Annotated in this window: 15 protein-coding genes; 9 read left to right on the top strand and 6 right to left on the bottom strand. The window is 38.5% G+C overall.

Annotated features, from left to right (window positions below):
• Positions 1 to 48 precede the first annotated feature (48 nt).
• Positions 49 to 387: a P-II family nitrogen regulator gene (locus H7U19_RS01015; RefSeq protein WP_186557977.1), complete on the top strand. Its 339-nt coding sequence runs from the start codon at positions 49 to 51 to the stop codon at positions 385 to 387.
• Positions 388 to 424: 37 nt separating this feature from the next.
• Entirely contained in the window at positions 425 to 1,645 is a 1,221-nt protein-coding gene (locus tag H7U19_RS01010) for an ammonium transporter (RefSeq protein ID WP_186557976.1), read from the top strand.
• A 57-nt stretch (positions 1,646 to 1,702) separates the two neighbouring features.
• Here H7U19_RS01010 and H7U19_RS01005 read toward each other — a convergent pair whose 3' ends face one another.
• Together H7U19_RS01005 and H7U19_RS01000 are read right to left on the bottom strand one after the other, a co-directional pair.
• The gene (locus H7U19_RS01005) at positions 1,703 to 2,368 is read right to left on the bottom strand and encodes an HAD family hydrolase (protein WP_186557975.1); all 666 of its coding nucleotides are present in this window, start codon (positions 2,366 to 2,368) and stop codon (positions 1,703 to 1,705) included.
• A 69-nt stretch (positions 2,369 to 2,437) separates the two neighbouring features.
• The gene (locus H7U19_RS01000) at positions 2,438 to 5,029 is read right to left on the bottom strand and encodes a phosphoenolpyruvate carboxylase (RefSeq protein ID WP_186557974.1); all 2,592 of its coding nucleotides are present in this window, start codon (positions 5,027 to 5,029) and stop codon (positions 2,438 to 2,440) included.
• A gap of 319 nt (positions 5,030 to 5,348) precedes the next feature.
• On the opposite strand from H7U19_RS01000, the gene H7U19_RS00995 reads away from it, so the two are divergent.
• From H7U19_RS00995 to H7U19_RS00980, 4 genes are all read left to right on the top strand, one after another.
• Positions 5,349 to 7,157 (top strand): hypothetical protein, encoded by a 1,809-nt coding sequence (locus tag H7U19_RS00995; protein ID WP_186559823.1) that lies wholly within the window; start codon positions 5,349 to 5,351, stop codon positions 7,155 to 7,157.
• Positions 7,158 to 7,378: 221 nt separating this feature from the next.
• Positions 7,379 to 8,305, top strand: a complete 927-nt coding sequence (gene nadA / locus H7U19_RS00990; protein ID WP_186557973.1) for a quinolinate synthase NadA — start codon at positions 7,379 to 7,381, stop codon at positions 8,303 to 8,305.
• Between the two features lie 3 nt (positions 8,306 to 8,308).
• Complete coding sequence (nadB, locus tag H7U19_RS00985) at positions 8,309 to 9,877, top strand: L-aspartate oxidase (protein WP_186557972.1); 1,569 nt, start codon at positions 8,309 to 8,311, stop codon at positions 9,875 to 9,877.
• Positions 9,878 to 9,916: 39 nt separating this feature from the next.
• On the top strand, positions 9,917 to 10,645 hold the full coding sequence (locus tag H7U19_RS00980; protein ID WP_186557971.1) for a hypothetical protein: 729 nt from the start codon (positions 9,917 to 9,919) through the stop codon (positions 10,643 to 10,645).
• Between the two features lie 88 nt (positions 10,646 to 10,733).
• Here the strand turns inward: H7U19_RS00980 and H7U19_RS00975 are convergent, their stop codons facing one another.
• The 3 genes from H7U19_RS00975 to H7U19_RS00965 all read right to left on the bottom strand — a co-directional run bounded on the left by H7U19_RS00975 (position 10,734) and on the right by H7U19_RS00965 (position 13,530).
• Positions 10,734 to 11,066 (bottom strand): single-stranded DNA-binding protein, encoded by a 333-nt coding sequence (locus tag H7U19_RS00975; protein WP_186557970.1) that lies wholly within the window; start codon positions 11,064 to 11,066, stop codon positions 10,734 to 10,736.
• 387 nt (positions 11,067 to 11,453) lie between these two features.
• A complete protein-coding gene (gene pckA, locus H7U19_RS00970; protein WP_186557969.1) occupies positions 11,454 to 13,049 on the bottom strand; it encodes a phosphoenolpyruvate carboxykinase (ATP) in 1,596 nt (531 codons plus the stop codon).
• Between the two features lie 94 nt (positions 13,050 to 13,143).
• Complete coding sequence (locus H7U19_RS00965; protein ID WP_186557968.1) at positions 13,144 to 13,530, bottom strand: DUF423 domain-containing protein; 387 nt, start codon at positions 13,528 to 13,530, stop codon at positions 13,144 to 13,146.
• Between the two features lie 46 nt (positions 13,531 to 13,576).
• On the opposite strand from H7U19_RS00965, the gene H7U19_RS00960 reads away from it, so the two are divergent.
• Entirely contained in the window at positions 13,577 to 14,941 is a 1,365-nt protein-coding gene (locus H7U19_RS00960) for a saccharopine dehydrogenase family protein (RefSeq protein ID WP_186557967.1), read from the top strand.
• 101 nt (positions 14,942 to 15,042) lie between these two features.
• On the top strand, positions 15,043 to 15,510 hold the full coding sequence (locus tag H7U19_RS00955; RefSeq protein ID WP_186557966.1) for an Lrp/AsnC ligand binding domain-containing protein: 468 nt from the start codon (positions 15,043 to 15,045) through the stop codon (positions 15,508 to 15,510).
• 84 nt (positions 15,511 to 15,594) lie between these two features.
• Here the strand turns inward: H7U19_RS00955 and H7U19_RS00950 are convergent, their stop codons facing one another.
• Positions 15,595 to 17,139 carry a glycine--tRNA ligase gene (locus H7U19_RS00950; protein ID WP_186557965.1) on the bottom strand — a complete coding sequence of 515 codons (1,545 nt, stop codon included), beginning with the start codon at positions 17,137 to 17,139 and terminating at the stop codon, positions 15,595 to 15,597.
• A gap of 105 nt (positions 17,140 to 17,244) precedes the next feature.
• Between H7U19_RS00950 and H7U19_RS00945 the strand changes: the two genes are divergently transcribed.
• Positions 17,245 to 17,922 (top strand): ComF family protein, encoded by a 678-nt coding sequence (locus H7U19_RS00945; RefSeq protein WP_186557964.1) that lies wholly within the window; start codon positions 17,245 to 17,247, stop codon positions 17,920 to 17,922.
• The last annotated feature ends 14 nt before the right edge of the window (positions 17,923 to 17,936 follow it).

The following is a 17,936-nucleotide window of genomic DNA, read 5'->3' as shown; positions in this document are numbered from 1 at the left end:
CCGAATTTTATTTACTTTTGAAGCCTAACTGATAAAATTTAAGACATAATGAAAAAAATTGAAGCAATTATTAGAAAGTCCAAGTACAGTGCGGTTAAAGAAGCCTTGCATAGTGTTGGCGTAAATTTTTTCTCGTATTGGGACGTTACCGGTTTGGGTAACGAAAAGGAAGGACACGTATATCGAGGTGTATCTTACAGCACAAGTGATATTCAGCGCAGGTTCCTATCCATTGTTGTAAACGACGACTTTGAGGAGGCAACTATTAAAGCCCTTTTAGACTCCGCAGCTACAGGTGAAGTAGGTGATGGTAAAATATTCGTTTCCGATGTTACCGAATGCTACAGAATTAGAACGGGAGAAAAAGGCGGGAGCACTCTCAAATAAAATCAAACAAAAACATTTATAGATAATTTAAGATATTATGGAATTATTAACAACAAATAACGTATGGATGATGATCTGTACGGCACTGGTTTTCTTTATGCACCTTGGGTTCGCCTTTTTGGAAATTGGATTAACCAGACAAAAAAACACCATTAACATTTTATTTAAAAATATTTTTATCATCACCGTTGGCCTATTGTTATATTGCTTAGTAGGTTTTAACTTGATGTATCCGGGTGACTTTAACGGATTTATCGGTTTTGCTGGTATCGGTTTGGAATCACCATTAGTTGACGGAGCATTGGATTTGGCCTACAATGAGGGCTATACTTATTGGACGGACTTCCTATTCCAAGGGATGTTTGCCGCTACTGCCGCAACAATTGTTTCCGGGGCTGTTGCCGAGCGCATGAAGATTGTTCCGTTTATGATTTTCACTATCGTATATGTAGGATTCGTTTATCCAATTGCCGGCTCATGGAAATGGGGTGGAGGATTTTTGGATGAAATGGGATTCTATGATTTTGCTGGTTCCACTTTAGTACATTCCGTTGGTGGATGGGCCGCTTTGGTAGCCGTTTGGTTGCTTGGCTCCCGTATCGGGAAATTTAAGGATGGTAAGCCACAGGCACTTCCAGGACATAACATTCCATTGGCCACTGCAGGGGTATTGATCCTATGGTTAGGATGGTTTGGTTTTAATGGTGGTTCCGTACTATCTGCTGATCCCGAATTAACCTCATTAACTTTGGTAACCACCTGTTTGGCTGCTGCAGCTGGTGGTGTGGTTGCCATGTTAGTATCCACTGTTATGTATAAGAATTTGGATTTAACCATGTTCTTAAATGGTATACTTGGTGGACTAGTTGGTATTACAGCTGGGGCTGACGTAATGACTCCCACTAGCGCCATTATTATTGGAGCTATTGCTGGGGCACTAATCGTATTTGCTGTAGCCTTTATAGATTCATTAAAATTAGACGATCCTGTTGGAGCAATCGCAGTACACTTAATTTGTGGTATCTGGGGTACTTTAGCAGTTGGAATATTTTCCACCAACCCAGAGCATAGTTTTGTTACCCAATTAATAGGTGTTTTATGTTATGCCGGAATCTGTTTGGTATCTTCATTTATCATCATATTTGTTTTGAAATCAACTGTAGGAATTAGAGTTTCCGAAAGAGAGGAATTAGAAGGACTTGATGCCCACGAACACGGAATGGATGCTTATCCTGACTTCCGCTTGAATGAGCATTAATAGATTATCAATATTCAAAGTTAGTTAGTAAATGCCCTGCGGTTTGTGGGGCATTTTTTATGGAATAAGATTTAAAATATTGGCAGGGTTTGAAAAGTTCCTTATTATAGTTTTGCACCCTGCATTCTTAAGCCTGCCATCGTTTTTGGAGTCCACTCCAATAAAATTTATCCCAAGTTTTCCGGTAGCTTCAAAGTCCCAAATACCATCGCCGAAATAAACAACGGAATCAAAAAAGTTTTGACGATATTCCTTCAGCGCTTTATCCATTGAAATCTGAATGATTCTGCTTCGGTCGTAATGGTCATTTGAAGAGCCCACAACGTACATGTCTAAATCTATTCCGATAGCCTTGCATTTTAAAACTGCAGTTTCTTTCCATCCGCCTGTTGCTATGGCAATTGCCAAATCATTATGAGAATTGACCAGTTCTAGGAATTCAAATGCACCTTTTATCTGCGTGATTTCTTTTGTGTTTGAGCTGATTTGTTTGATGAACTCAGATTTGATGGCGTCAATTTCTGAACAACTGGGCTGTTTGTTAAGGTACTTTTCAAAAATTTCATTGGTAAGCCCTAGATCTGTTACATGCTTAAAATCGCTCCAATCAGCATTTGATAAGTCAATATTGTGAAGCTTTTTAAATGTTGATTTAAAACAGAAATCATCAATTTTTATTGAGTCTAGCAGGGTGCCATCGATATCGAAAAGTATCAGCTTCATTTTTTAAAATTAAAAACCCCAATCTACTAAAGTAAATTGAGGTCATTTTTAATTTCAATTGTTTATGTTCTACGCCGAGTTTCTACTGGCATTAATATTACCAAACAACGAGCGCGTCACAATTTTTTCAAATAGTAACTTTTCAGGATCATCTTTTGGCACTCCGGCTTTTTCAAAATCCTGTACCTTTTTAAGGGCATATTGCTGAATAGTAAGCAACGGCAAAACAATGGACTCCCTTACTTCTATAGAAGCTTTTCCGGCAGGTTCATTTTCCATCAATTCAGAATATCCGGTAAGTTTTAGGAGCAAGCGATTGGTTTCCAAATATTCGTTATAAATAATTGTCCAGAACTCGCCAAACTCCTCATCCTGTGCCATGTATTTGGTCAAATCGAAGAAGGATTTAGTCAAAGACATCATACTATTTTCGATCAAAGTTTTGAAGAATTTTGAGTTGTTGTACAACTGCTCGACCTTATCAAATTCCCCAGCATCTTCATATTTCTTTAAAGCGGTGCCTACACCATAAAACCCAGGTACGTTCTGTTTCAATTGACTCCAGGAGCCCACAAAAGGAATGGCCCTTAAATCCGAGAATACCAGTTTATCCGACTTACCACGTTTTGATGGTCTACTACCGATGTTAGTTTTAGCATAATACTTCAACGTACTCATGCGCTCCAGATATGGGACGAACATAGGGTGGCTCTTGAAATCTTTATACGTTTGATAACTTACTTCGGCCAAATCATCCATTACCGCCCTGTCTTCATCGGACATACGGTTGCGTTCCCCATCAATTCTGTTCTTAATACCAGAACTCACGAGTTGTTCCAGGTTATATTGGGCAGAATCATTTGTGCCAAAATTGGAACTTACTGTTTGTCCTTGAATCGTAATCTGTACTTCCTTATCCTCAATGGTTGGGCCCAAAGACGAATAAAAATTATGTGTCTTTCCACCGCCACGTGCTGGTGGTCCTCCACGTCCATCAAAGAAAATAGCAGTAATATCGTATTTTCTAGACATGGCAGTCAATAACTCTTTGGCTTTGTAAATTCCCCAATTAGCCATTAAATAGCCCCCATCTTTCGTTCCATCTGAGAATCCTAACATAATATGCTGCTTGCTGCCCCGAGCTCTCAAATGAGCCATATACTCAGGGTTTTGGTATAATTGTTCCATTACCCCTGGAGCATTTTCCAAATCGGGAATGGTTTCAAACAAAGGCGCAACATCAACAGTTAAATCATCTTTAAATGCAACAATTCTAAGCATAGCAAACAGTTGCATCACATTTAATGCCGTCTGATTGTTACTAATGATATATCGATTTGCTCCGCGTTCGCCATTACTTTTTTGGATGTCTTTTATAATGGCTATAGTTTTTAACGTGTTGCGTACCATTTCATCATCAAAAGCTTCCAAGTCTTCAATGTCATCAGTGGCTTTGGATAGAATTTCAATCTGTTCGGCTTCCGATAAATCATGATAATTATCCGGAAAAGAAGAACCGCCCGTGGCAATCAAATGATCAATGACAGTTGTAAAAACTGCATGGTGAATACGGCTATCCTGTCTAATATCCAAAGAGGCAAAGCGATATCCAAATAGATGCACACGGTTAATCAGCTGATTAATTTCATTCACATAGAGTGACTGGTGTTCATTGATAATAATATTTTGTATTTCAAGTAATTCGTGCCTCAATTCTTTTTCGCTAATAGCATCTTCGTACTTTAAATTGATACTATATTCATACATAATGGTTTCCAATCGGATAATACGATCTTCCACCCCACGGAACGTTAACTTTTTTCTGAGGTCCCTCAGATCCTCATAGTATTTCTTTAGAATGGTCTTTTTGAGTTTTTTGGCCACCTTCATGGTAGTTTTCGGCTTCACAAATGGGTTCCCATCCCGATCCCCTCCTGGCCAAAAACCAATGTTTATAATATCGTTGTGTTTCTTGTCGTCAGCATAAATATTATCCTGAATGTAGTTGTAAATATCACCAAAGGTTTTATAAAACACATTTTCCAAATACCACATTAAACTTTTGGCTTCATCATAAGGAGTTGGTTTTTTGTGTTTGAAAAACGGTGTTTTACCCAATTGCCCAAAAAGGTTATTTATCGTTTGGAGGTCATTCTCCTTAATAGCCTTTGAAAGTGCCGTAATAATTCCTAAAACAGAACCTGGATAGAATTGGGTTGGGTGGGCCGTTAAAACAATACGCACCTTAAATTCTTCCAAAAAGGCCCTCAGCTCTTCCATTTTACCTTCAGATTGGGCCGACCCTTTTAAGTTTCTCATAGTACCAACACCGTCCATGTTGTTTACCGTTGAAAAGGAGGCGTCTTCAATAGCATCAAAAAGTACAACCTGGCGCTCTATATATTGAATAAACCGAAATATTAAATTGATTTGACTCTGTTTATTTCGTCTCGCCTGATACTTTTTGAAAAAAGTTTCAACAATAGTAGTGGGATCATCTCCATTTTTAAAGCCCTTTTCACAGGTTTCATGAAACAAAGGCAACAAAACCCCTGCTTTTTTTACTGCATCAAAGGGTAATGTGGTGAATATGCTATTGTAAATATTATATTTTGAAAGTACGTTATGGTTAAATCGAATTAACTTAGGTTCTACAGACATAATTCAGTTTTAAAAATGAGGTATAAAAATACTAAACAAACAACGAATTTCACAGCTTTGCGGGAGTTTTGCAGAAATTAAATTGATACTGAGTTTAAGTTAACAATAATTAAAAATTGAGCATTAATCCTTGTGTTTTTCTTTCCATTTGAAGCGAAAACGGGTAGACTGTGATTTTCGGTTAGTATGACATATGTCATATAATAATAGGCATACTCTCATTAATTTTGCCGATTCATCTTATTAAGAACACAAAGGTTTTGTGCCTTTAATAATCTCGCCAGATAAGAATGGCTTGGTTTCAAGAAAGACAGAATACATGAAAAAAGCACATTCTTTCCATATTCCTGTAATGGGAATTGGCTTCACCATCGATACACCGCTAAAAGTGGCCCAATACGGTATGGACTCTGTAATTTCATTAGTTGACGATATTTTACTGGAGAAATTACGGAAAATGTACAGCGAAAAGTTTGAAATACCCTATCAAGAGATCACAGATAAAATAGATGATTTTAGGGCAAAACGAATTACCTCATATTTAGATTTAATTAGTGATTTAGCAGATAAAAAGTTTGAGTCTTTAAAAAACATGACGGCCAAAAAGGGCGATGAACTTTTGGCATACATACATATGTTGCCCGAAAATTCAAAACTAAAATCAGAATTTAAAAAATTGACTTCAAAAGGGTTTAATTTTTCTGAAATAAAAACCTGGGCTTCCAACAATTTGGTCATGGGCGCAATTGATGTTAATATCATGACCAAGGTGGATAAGGATAATTATAAAGACAAGGAAAAATTGCCTTCGGAATATAACGATGCCCATGCCGCTTTACGTGGTTTTGCCAATAGTAAATTGAATTCTTCGGTAGTGCTTTCAGCTGGAATGAACCCAAGGCTGTACAGTTATATGGGACAATTTGACGATTTTTTTCCTGATGAAAATGGCAGTTTTAAAAAGCGTATCATCTTAAAGGTAAGCGATTATAGGTCCGCACTTATACAAGGGAAATTTTTAGCAAAAAAAGGCCTTTGGGTGTCAGAATATAGGATTGAATCCGGATTGAATTGTGGCGGTCACGCCTTTGCTACTGATGGGTATCTGTTGGGGCCTGTACTGGCCGAGTTTAAAGAAAAACGTCAGGAGCTCCAAGAAGCTATACAAAGTGTTTTAAATCAGGAGCTTGAAAATCAAAACAAAGTAGTTCCAAAACAAACATTATCCATTGAGATAACTGCCCAGGGAGGTGTGGGAACGGAAGAGGAACACGCGTTTTTGTTGGAGCATTATAATTTGGATTCCGTGGGTTGGGGCAGCCCATTTTTGTTGGTGCCAGAGGCCACAACCGTTGACAAAAAGACTTTGGATAAATTAACCAAAGCCAAAGAAGAAGATTTGTATTTAAGCGATATTTCACCTTTGGGCGTGCCTTTCAATAACTTAAAAGGCAATACAAAAGATATTGAAAAACAGACGCTTATTGATAAAAATAGACCCGGGAGTTCATGCCCTAAAAAGTTTGTTGCACTCAATAAAGAGTATAAAGAAACTGGTATTTGTACGGCATCCAGGGAGTATCAATATTTAAAAATCAAGGCACTTGATGAACAAGGATTAGACGCAGAAAACTATCAAAAGGAGTACAATAAGATTATTGAAAAATCGTGTACCTGCGTAGGCCTAGGAACGGCTGCTTTGCTAAAGTATAATTTGGACACCAAAGTTGAAGGTGAAGGCGTTTCAGTTTGCCCGGGGCCAAATATGGCTTACTATTCAAAAGTAATGAGCCTTCAAAATATGACAGATCATATCTATGGAAGAACCAACATGGTGTCTCGAGATGATAGACCTAATTTCTTCATTAAAGAACTCCATATTTACATAGACTATCTGACAAAAAGATTTGAAGAAGCCAAAACAGCCATGAGTAAAAAAGAAGAGAAATACTTCAGAACATTTGCAACCAATATGAAGGCAGGGATTGCGTATTACCAAAATATGTTTGGTACTGCAAAAGATCATTTTGAAGATATTAAAACCACGGTGCTAAATGAGCTTAAAGAATGTGAAATGGCTTTAAATCGAATTCAAAAAGACATTCAAAATCTGCCAATTAAGGCATAAGCCAAGACGTTTTCAAAATAAACACTTTCCTATTTTATTAATCAGCAAAGCCATTGATTAACAAAAATGTAATGATTTCATAAAAAATCTAACGGTTTTATATTCAGTGCTTTTTTTTAAGGAATTCGTATTTTACTAAAGTTTTTAATTAAGATATTTGTAACTTTAATAATGTTGAATACAAGCTATTTAGTATTTTACAATTATTCCGATAGATTAAAATGGACTTAGTCAAAGAAATAAACCGCCTTAGAAAAGAAAAAAATGCCGTGATTTTGGCACACTATTATCAAGTGGGCGAAATTCAGGATATAGCGGATTATGTAGGAGATAGTTTGGGATTGTCCCAAAAAGCGGCCGAAACCGATGCTGATATCATCGTATTTGCGGGGGTGCATTTTATGGCCGAAACGGCTAAAATTCTAAATCCTTCAAAAACTGTAGTTTTACCCGACTTAAATGCCGGATGTTCGTTGGCTGATTCCTGTCCGCCGGAGGCTTTTGAGAAATTTACAAAAGCGCACCCCGATCACGTGGTGATTACCTATGTAAATTGTTCGGCGGAAATAAAGGCGCTGAGCGATATCGTGTGTACGTCTTCCAACGCGCTTAAAATTGTAAACTCCGTTCCAAAAGATACTCCGATAATTTTTGCACCGGATAAAAATTTAGGCCGATATATCATCAATGAAACGGGAAGGGATATGTTGCTATGGGATGGTAGTTGTATTGTTCATGAAGCTTTTTCAATGGACAAGCTGATAAAGTTGCATCAAAAATATCCCGATTATAAAATTATTGCGCACCCGGAATCGGAAACCCATATTTTGGATACCGCAACGTATATTGGCTCCACTTCGGGAATGATTAATTATGTGAAGGAGCATCAAGATCAAAAGTTTATTGTAGCTACCGAAGCAGGTATTTTACACAAGATGCAACAGGAAATGCCCAATACCGAGTTAGTACCTGCCCCTGCCAAGGAAGATAACACCTGCGCCTGTAGCGAGTGCCATTTTATGAAAATGAATACCCTTCAGAAATTATACCACTGCCTATTGCACGAATCCCCGCAAATAGAAGTGGATCCCGCCATTATAGAACGCGCCTTGCTACCCATCGAGCGCATGTTGGAGCTTTCAAAATAAATTATGATAACAACCAACTATCTGGTTATTGGTTCCGGTATTGCCGGACTGACCTTTGCGGTGAAAATTGCAGAGGAGTTTCCAGATAGAAATGTGGTCATTGTTACCAAGGACAGCGAGGACGAATCCAATACCAAATATGCCCAAGGCGGTGTGGCCATTGTCTTGGACAAAGATCAAGATTCCTTCAAAAAACATATAAAGGACACCCTAATTGCAGGCGATGGACTTTGTAAGGAAGAAGTGGTTGAGATGGTGGTAAAAGAAGGCCCACAGCGCCTAAAGGAACTGTTGTTGTGGGGGGCGAATTTTGACACCAATCCCGATGGGCAATTGAGTTTAGGAAAAGAGGGGGGCCATTCCGAATATCGCATCATCCATCACAAAGATATCACGGGTTATGAAATTGAACGGGCATTGTTGACACGCGTGCATCAACTACCGAATATCGAATTATTGCCATATCATTTTGCTATTGATTTGATAACGGATCACCACATTAAAGATTCGGAAGCAAAGCCAGAAACCTGTTATGGCGCCTATGTGCTCAATCAAAAAACGGGATATATTTTTACAGTGAAGGCTGATAGTACGCTTTTGGCAACCGGTGGTATCGGCAAGGTTTACGGGCATACCACGAATCCAACAATTGCAACAGGCGATGGTATTGCCATGGCCTATCGCGCAAAAGCGCGTATCAAGGATATGGAATTTGTGCAGTTCCACCCCACCGCAATGTATGATACCGAAGGCGGGTCTTCATTTTTGATTTCTGAAGCGGTGCGTGGATTTGGGGCGTATCTTCGGAATAAAAAAGGCTATCGGTTTATGCCAGATTATGACGACCGGGCAGAGTTGGCTTCTCGGGATATTGTATCCCAAAGTATTGATAATGAATTGAAGAAGTCGGGAGATCCACACGTATTTTTGGACTGTACGCATCTGGATATCGATAAGTTTAAATCGCACTTCCCCAATATTTACGACAAATGTTTGGAGCGCCATATCAATATTGAAAAAGACTGGATTCCCGTTGTACCGGCCTCCCATTATTTGTGTGGTGGGATTAAGGTAAACAAAAAGGGAAAGACCACTATTGAAAATTTATTTGCCTGCGGTGAATGCACGCGCACGGGACTGCATGGTGCCAACAGATTGGCTTCAAACTCCCTTTTGGAGGCCTTGGTCTATGCCCATAATATTTACAGGTATCATTCAAAAAGGGAATTAGAGCCCATAAATGTGGACATTCCCCTTTGGAATGAGGAAGGCACCGTTATACCCAAAGAACATGTGCTGATTGAACATAATTTGCATGAATTGCAGGCGCTGATGCGCGATTACGTGGGTATTGTTAGAAATAACGCCAGACTAAAAAGAGCCATAAGGCGTTTGGATGTGATTTATAATGAAGTTGAGGACCTGTACCGCGAATCCAAAGTCACCACCTCATTATGCGAACTGCGGAATATGATCAACGTGGCGCATTTGATTATCCAACAATCCTTGGATCGAAAGGAAAACAAAGGGGGCTATTTTAATAGTGATAATATTGAGGTGGTAGTTGGTTAAATTTGCCCTTTGTGATATTTGAGACAAATGAGAAGCTTTTTGATAATTTTTCTTCTAGTTCTTAATTCATGTAATTCTGATAAAATTAGCAAAGCTGAATTGGATACCTTTTCCGATATCGAAATTCAGTTTTGGACAGGTGATGAAAGAATTGTATTTCACTCAATGGATATTCTTAAAAGAGGGGGAAATATAAGAGCAATTAAAAAAAGTCCGTTTTATTATTATGGCTCGGGGACGGACTCAATTTGGACAATTGAAATTAGGAAGTCTGATTTAAAGTTAATCACTAAGTTTATTAATAGGGCAAGAACTCTTAAAGATACATGTTTGTTCAATTCTTCTTCAATTGACTACTATGATATTAAAACGAACGGGGAGGAAATAAAAATTGTTGGAAATTGTGATTGGAAAGGAATAGATTATGACAGTTTAGAGCATAAAATTTTTGAAGACAAATTCATCGAATTAAAACGAAAACGGGAAATCGTTGCTGATTCTTTGGCAAATAGTTTCTTAGGAGTCTGGGATGTTTCGGGTTGGGAAAACGGAGTTCTCAAAAATCGGAATATAGTTCTAACTAGAGCGACAGAAAGCAAACCCAAAATTGAGGGATTTTATCGTTGGGCTTTTAAGAGGACTAGGGAATCAGAATTCAAGAAAAAATTGGATGTTGATGAGGGAGGTACTTTGATAGAAATTGGAGCTTCAACATACAAAGTACTGCATATTGAAAATAATAAAATCGAATTAAGATATCTTTGGTAAAAATTAGAAATAGGGCAGTTAGAAATTCTACAAAACAAAAAAAGGTGCTTCCCTCAAAGCACCTTTTCGTTTTGGGCAAAAAAAGATTTTACTTGCTCAGCATCAATAATTCATTACAAATTACTTCGGTTACATAGCGTTTTTCGCCAGCTGAGTTTTCATAACTTCTATTGGTTAGCTTGCCTTCAATGGCAATTTCTTTTCCTTTAGAAATGTAGTTTTCCACGACGTTTACCAATCCACCTTTCACAACAACATTGTGCCAGTAGGAGCGCTCAACTTTGTTGCCATTTTTGTCCTTGTAACTATCGTCCGTGGCAATTGAAAATTTAGCCAATTTGTTACCATTGGAGAAGTTAATAATTTCTGGATCTTGTCCTAATCTTCCAATCAACTGTACTTTGTTTCTAAGTGCGTTCATAATTTTAAATTTTATTGTTTAACAGTTAATACCATTGAACCTTCATTGATTCAACACTGCAAATATGAAACGGCATCAAAAGTTTATTCGGTTATTACACGTTTAAATTCGTTTGTAAATGTTTGTAGTCGTTTGTAAACGAATAATATTTCTGCGCGCCGGCATCTATATACATGTTACCATAAGATTGTAAAGAGATTTCATGAAACGGAAAAATCCGGTTTTTTCTGTGAGGTACGCAACTCGTCCGACCGTCTTTCCCTTGTCGCTAACTTGGTGGTATATCCCTAACACCATGATTCTAGGTGCTGGTAAGAAAACCCGAATATGAAAAAACCACCCTAACAATAGTTGTTGCTATAACTTATAAAAAATTAGCTAGCGTAGTTAAAATCCATATCGCTGAGGACCTCCTCGTCTGATTTCCTCCGAGCAGTGTTCTTCAAACTTTTTAAAGTTGTGACGAAAGGCGTTCGTCAATTTAAAAGCCATAGTGTAATACGCTTCATCGTCATTCCAAGTCTGTCTCGGACTCAACACACTAGTTGGCACTCCCGGACAAGTTCGCGGTTGCGCCACACCAAACACCGAATGGATATGGTAATCGTCGTAATTGTATAATCCTAATTTCCCATCCAATACCGCCTTTATCATAGCCCGAGTATATTTTAATTCCATTCGCTTTCCAACACCGTAAGGACCTCCTGTCCAACCAGTATTTACAAGCCATACATTCACTCCGGCCTCAATCATTTTTTTGCTTAACATTTCGGCATACTTTGCTGGGTGCAAGGGCATAAATGGCGCACCGAAACAGGCCGAAAACGAAGGCACAGGCTCTTTTACTCCAGCTTCGGTCCCTGCAACTTTTGCAGTGTAGCCCGAAATGAAATGATAGGCCGCCTGACTTGGTGTTAATTTTGAAATTGGAGGTATTACTCCGAAAGCATCTGCCGTTAAAAAGAAAATATTTTTAGGGTTTTTACCCAATGAAGGTTCTTTGATATTTTCAATATGATGAATCGGGTAGCTTACCCTTGTGTTTTGCGTAATTGAGGTGTCTTCAAAATCGACATTTCCCTTTTCATCTAAAATCACATTTTCCAGAATGGCACCTTTTTTAATGGCATTGTAAATTTCAGGCTCCTGTTCCGCAGATAGGTTAATGACTTTTGCGTAGCAACCTCCTTCAAAATTGAAGATTACATCTTCATTGGTCCAGCCATGCTCATCATCTCCTATAAGGCTCCTATGGGGATCAGTAGAAAGCGTTGTTTTTCCAGTACCCGACAGTCCAAAGAAAACAGCCGTATCTCCATCGGGGCCAACATTGGCACTACAGTGCATTGGCATGGTGTTTTTGTCAACAGGAAGTATGAAATTTAAGGCCGAAAAAATACCTTTCTTAATTTCGCCCGTATAACCTGTACCTCCAATCAAGGCAATTTTTTTTGTGAAATTTAGAATGGCGAAATTATGTTGCCTAGTACCATCCACGGCAGGATCAGCTTTAAATCCTGGGGCATTCACTACGGCCCATTCTTCCTCAAAATTTTCCAATTCTTCTTCTGAAGGACGTAAAAACATATTATAGGCAAACTGATTACTCCAGGGATATTCATTAATGACTCGGATGTTCAATTTATAATTGGCGTCCGCGCAGGCATAACAATCGCGTACAAAAACTTCTTTTTCCGAAAGATAATCTACCACTTTCTCATACAGCTTATCAAACTTTTCTGGACTAAACGGAATATTGATCTCTCCCCACCAAACTTTATCTTCAGTAACAGCATCCTTAACGATGAATCTATCCTTTGGGGATCGACCCGTAAATTCACCCGTTTTCACCGCCAAGGCTCCTGATGATGCTTCAACCCCCTGCCCTTTTTCAATCGTTATCCGATGTAGCTCCTCGGGCGATAATTGATAGTTGACCTTTGCATTTTTAATGCCATAATTCTCTAAAGAAATTCGTTTCATAACAAGATTTAAGTTCGCCAAAATATTTCAGTGAAAATAATTATTGCGCAAAAATATGATAATTATTTATACTGAAATTATAATATTCTTATTTTTAGGGTCTATATTTTATGAAATTAACAAATATTAACACCCAAGCCATGATCAGTAACAAACCTCCTATTGGTGTAATGAATGCTATTGTTTTAAAATCGAAAGCCGAAAGTGAGTTTGTTGCCAGACCATAAATTGAACCCGAAAAAAATACAATTCCAGCTAAAACTAAATAAAAAATAGCAGTTTTGAATTTTGACGCCACTTTTTTTGAACCACCAACGAATAAAAGCAATAAAGCATGATACATTTGATAGCGCACACCGGTTTCAAAGGTTTGAATGGCCTCGTCAGAAATCAGGGATTTCAAACCATGAGCCCCAAAAGCACCCAAAACAACGGAAAGCAAACCAAGGATGGATGCTATAATTAATATTTTTCTATCCATTTAATTTCTTAATTTACATCAACAAATCTAGTTAACAAAAAACAATATGCGAAAGATTTTAATCATCGGTTTTGGAAAGTCCTCCCCCTATCTTTTGAAATATCTTTTGGATAAAGCAAAAACCGAGCAGTTACATATCACTGTGGCAGATGTAGATATTAAAAGGGCAAAATCCCTCATAGGTAACCATCCCAACACTAACGTTGTTTCGCTCGACATATTTAATACCAATGAGCGTGAAAAACTGATTAAAGCCTGCGACATCGTTGTATCGATGCTACCTGCACGATTTCACATCACCATCGCCAAAGATTGCATCACCTTTAAAAAACATATGGTGACGGCGTCCTACGTAAGTCAGGAAATACATGCCTTACATAACGAAGCAGTTGCAAAAAACATCATTTTAATGAATGAAATAGGTGTTGATCCTGGCATAGATCATATGAGCGCCATGCAGGTTTTAGATGATATTCGCTCAAAAGGGGGCAGTATCATTTTATTTGAATCCTTCACTGGGGGTTTGATAGCTCCCGAAAGCGATAACAATTTATGGAACTATAAATTCACATGGAATCCTAGAAACGTGGTTACGGCCGGACAAGGGGGCACCGCGAAATTTATACAAGAAGGCGCTTATAAATACATTCCCTACCAACGTCTATTTAGGCGAACCGAATTTTTAGACATTGAAGGTTATGGCAGATTTGAAGCCTATGCCAACCGGGATTCCTTAAAATATCAAAATGTCTATGGACTTAGCGACACTAAGACACTTTACCGTGGCACAATGCGCCGGGTAGGCTTTAGTCGGGCCTGGCATATTTTCGTAATGTTGGGGATGACCGATGACAGCTATACTATTGAAGATAGTGAGAACATGAGCTACCGAGATTTTACCAATGCATTTTTGCATTACAGTCATAAAGACTCCGTGGAACTAAAATTAAGGCACGAATTAAAAATAGACCAGGACGATATAGTTTGGGACAAACTGGTGGAACTGGATATTTTCAATCCGGATAAAACAGTAGGGCTTAAAAATGCCTCCCCGGCACAAATCCTTCAAAAGATATTGATGGACAGTTGGACCTTACATCAGGACGATAAGGATATGATCGTGATGTACCATAAGTTCGGCTACGAACTTAACGGAAAAAAACGTCAAATAGATGCCAATATGGTTGTTATCGGAGAAGACCAAACTTATACGGCCATGGCAAAAACTGTAGGGCTCCCAGTGGCAATGGCAGTATTGGCCATTCTGAACGGCAATATCACTACCCCTGGTGTACAAATCCCAATTACCAAAGAAATTTACAATCCTATTTTGAACGAATTGAAAACCTTTGGGATTTCATTCAGAGAGAAAGAATTGCCTTACCTTGGCTATAACCCATTAAATGACTAGATTTTTTTGAAGTTTGGTTTCGAAGCCCATAAAGCATAGAGCTTATTTTTATTCCTAATTGAAATCAAATGATTACTTTTGCCTTTTAATCCATAAGCTAAATGAAGAAAAAAGACCAACTAACCACCATTGACGGCATCGACAAAAAAATCCTAAGAACTCTCATGGATGATGCCAGAACACCCATTTTGGAAATTGCTAGAAACGTAGGCATTTCTGGTGCGGCCATTCATCAGCGTCTTCGTAAATTGGAAAAATCTGGGCTAATTGCAGGGTCAAAATTTGAAGTGAACCCAGAAGTTTTAGGCTTTGACACGATGGGCTTCGTAGGCGTATATTTTGATAAGGCTGCCGATGCCCCAATGATTATAAAGTTATTGCAACGCGTTCCTGAAGTTTTGGAATGCCACTACACGACAGGAAATTGGAATGTATTTCTAAAAGTACTTTGCAAAAGCAACGACCATTTGATGAAAGTACTCAACACCATTCAAGAAATTAGTGGGGTTTCTAGAACTGAAACTTTTATCTCCTTATCCGAACTCTTCCACCGACAGATTAAGATTTAAATTTAAAAATCCCAAACTTATAAGTTTGGGATTTTTAATACTTTCGGGTTTGATCCAGACCAGTCGGGACTGCTTTCTTAGGAATTATGCCATCTTCATCAACCAATGGCGGACATCCACTTCTTTTTTGATGAGTTCTCTTAAATCCTCAATTTTCACACGCTGTTGTTCCATAGTATCCCTATGACGAATCGTTACGGTGTTGTCCTCCAAAGTATCGTGATCCACCGTAATACAGAACGGGGTTCCGTTGGCATCTTGTCTTCTGTACCGTCTTCCCACAGCATCTTTCTCATCATAGATTATATTAAAATCCCATTTTAGCTCTTCAACAATTTTACGTGCTATTTCAGGCAATCCGTCTTTTTTCACCAAAGGCAACACGGCCGCTTTTATCGGTGCTAATACACCTGGTAACTTAAGCACAGTTCGAGTAGTTCCATTCTCCAATTCTTCTTCTTTAAGCGAATTTGAGAATACGGCCAAAAACATGCGGTCTAAACCGATAGAGGTTTCTAGAACATAAGGCACATAGCTTTTATTTTCCTCCGGATCAAAATATTGCAATTTTTTACCAGAAAATTTTTCATGTTGGCTTAAATCGAAATCGGTCCTTGAATGGATACCTTCCAATTCCTTAAATCCAAATGGGAACTTAAACTCGATATCCGCGGCCGCATCGGCATAATGGGCCAACTTTTCGTGGTCATGAAAACGGTAATTGTCGGCTCCCATCCCCAAAGACAAATGCCACTTTAATCGAGCTTCTTTCCAATGCTCATACCATTCGGCCTGAGTACCCGGCTTGATAAAGAATTGCATTTCCATTTGCTCAAACTCTCTCATTCTGAAAATAAACTGTCGTGCTACAATTTCATTCCTAAAAGCTTTTCCTGTTTGTGCAATCCCAAATGGAATTTTTAAACGGCTTGTTTTTTGAACGTTTAAAAAGTTAACGAAAATACCCTGTGCCGTTTCCGGACGCAGGTACAAATCCATGGCATTATCAGCAGAAGCACCAAGCTTGGTACCGAACATCAAATTGAACTGTTTTACGTCCGTCCAGTTTTTGCTTCCCGTCATAGGGTCGGCAATTTCCAACTCTTCAATCAAAGCCTTTACATCAGCCAAATCTTCATTTTCTAATGATTTTGCCATACGCGACAAGGTCTCATCAATTTTCTTTTGATAACCTAAAACACGTCCGTTGGTGGTAACAAACTCTTCTTTATTAAAAGCATCACCAAAACGTTTTTCAGCCTTCTTTACTTCTTTTTCAATTTTGGACTCAATCTTCGCGCAATAATCTTCAATCAATACATCGGCACGATAGCGTTTTTTAGAATCCTTGTTGTCAATTAAGGGATCATTAAACGCATCCACGTGGCCAGAAGCCTTCCAAGTAGTAGGATGCATAAAAATCGCCGCATCGATGCCCACAATATTTTCGTTCATCTGCACCATTGCCCGCCACCAGTAATCGCGGATATTCTTCTTTAATTCTGCTCCATTTTGAGCATAGTCGTAAACCGCACTCAACCCATCGTATATCTCACTGCTTTGAAACACATACCCGTACTCCTTCGCATGGGAGATGACCTTCTTAAATGTATCGTCTTGATTTGCCATAGGTGCAAAAATATAAAACCGCCATAAACTGCAACGGCTGTTTCAAGAAAAATAAAGACTTGCCTCAATTTTTTACTTAAGTTTACAGTTCAATCAAACCGATTCATGCTAAACTCCGTTGTAAATCTGTTTTTTCCAAAGGTATGCCATGCCTGCTCCAGCCATTTATCGGACAATGAGGATACGATCTGCATGGATTGCCGGCACGATTTACCTGTGACCGATTTTCATTTTGACAATGACGACACGGTCAAAAATGTATTAAAAGGAAGGGCAAAAATTGAGAATGGAACGGCTTTATTTAGATATGAAAAGCATGGCCCCGTTCAAACCTTAATTCATAATTTAAAATATAAAGGACAGGAACATATAGGCGAGCTTTTAGGAGGATGGCTGGGTGGCGAATTGAAAACAGTCGAAGCCTATCAAAAGATTGATTTGGTGATTCCCGTTCCGATGCACCAAAAAAAACTAAAAAAAAGAGGATACAATCAAGTAACAAAATTTGGGCAAGAAATAGCTGAGGCCTTGAATATTGAATTTAGGGAAGATGTATTAGTGAAAATTACCAATACCAAATCCCAGACCACCAAAGGGCGCTTTGCACGCTGGACCAAAAACAACGAACTCTTCGGCTTAAAAAATGTTTTTGCCATCGAAAACAAGCATGTTTTATTGGTAGACGACCTAATTACCACTGGCGCCACCCTCGAAGCTTGCATAACCGTTTTGAACCAGGCCAAAAACCTTAAAGTTAGTATAGCCACAATGGCAATAGCCTAAAAAGAATAGCGTTT

It is taken from the genome of Hyunsoonleella aquatilis (assembly GCF_014270105.1).
GTDB lineage: Bacteria > Bacteroidota > Bacteroidia > Flavobacteriales > Flavobacteriaceae > Jejuia > Jejuia aquatilis.
Note: the sequence above shows the minus strand (reverse complement) of the source record. Positions and strands in the feature narration are given on the sequence as shown.

Coding starts and splice junctions, on each gene's coding strand:
- H7U19_RS00950 (WP_186557965.1), bottom strand. CDS start 17,139: ATGGCAAATCAAGACGATACATTTAAGAAGGTCATCTCCCATGCGAAG.
- H7U19_RS00960 (WP_186557967.1), top strand. CDS start 13,577: ATGCGAAAGATTTTAATCATCGGTTTTGGAAAGTCCTCCCCCTATCTT.
- nadB (WP_186557972.1), top strand. CDS start 8,309: ATGATAACAACCAACTATCTGGTTATTGGTTCCGGTATTGCCGGACTG.
- H7U19_RS00965 (WP_186557968.1), bottom strand. CDS start 13,530: ATGGATAGAAAAATATTAATTATAGCATCCATCCTTGGTTTGCTTTCC.
- H7U19_RS01005 (WP_186557975.1), bottom strand. CDS start 2,368: ATGAAGCTGATACTTTTCGATATCGATGGCACCCTGCTAGACTCAATA.
- H7U19_RS00945 (WP_186557964.1), top strand. CDS start 17,245: ATGCTAAACTCCGTTGTAAATCTGTTTTTTCCAAAGGTATGCCATGCC.
- pckA (WP_186557969.1), bottom strand. CDS start 13,049: ATGAAACGAATTTCTTTAGAGAATTATGGCATTAAAAATGCAAAGGTC.
- H7U19_RS00975 (WP_186557970.1), bottom strand. CDS start 11,066: ATGAACGCACTTAGAAACAAAGTACAGTTGATTGGAAGATTAGGACAA.
- nadA (WP_186557973.1), top strand. CDS start 7,379: ATGGACTTAGTCAAAGAAATAAACCGCCTTAGAAAAGAAAAAAATGCC.
- H7U19_RS00955 (WP_186557966.1), top strand. CDS start 15,043: ATGAAGAAAAAAGACCAACTAACCACCATTGACGGCATCGACAAAAAA.
- H7U19_RS01010 (WP_186557976.1), top strand. CDS start 425: ATGGAATTATTAACAACAAATAACGTATGGATGATGATCTGTACGGCA.
- H7U19_RS01015 (WP_186557977.1), top strand. CDS start 49: ATGAAAAAAATTGAAGCAATTATTAGAAAGTCCAAGTACAGTGCGGTT.
- H7U19_RS00995 (WP_186559823.1), top strand. CDS start 5,349: ATGAAAAAAGCACATTCTTTCCATATTCCTGTAATGGGAATTGGCTTC.
- H7U19_RS01000 (WP_186557974.1), bottom strand. CDS start 5,029: ATGTCTGTAGAACCTAAGTTAATTCGATTTAACCATAACGTACTTTCA.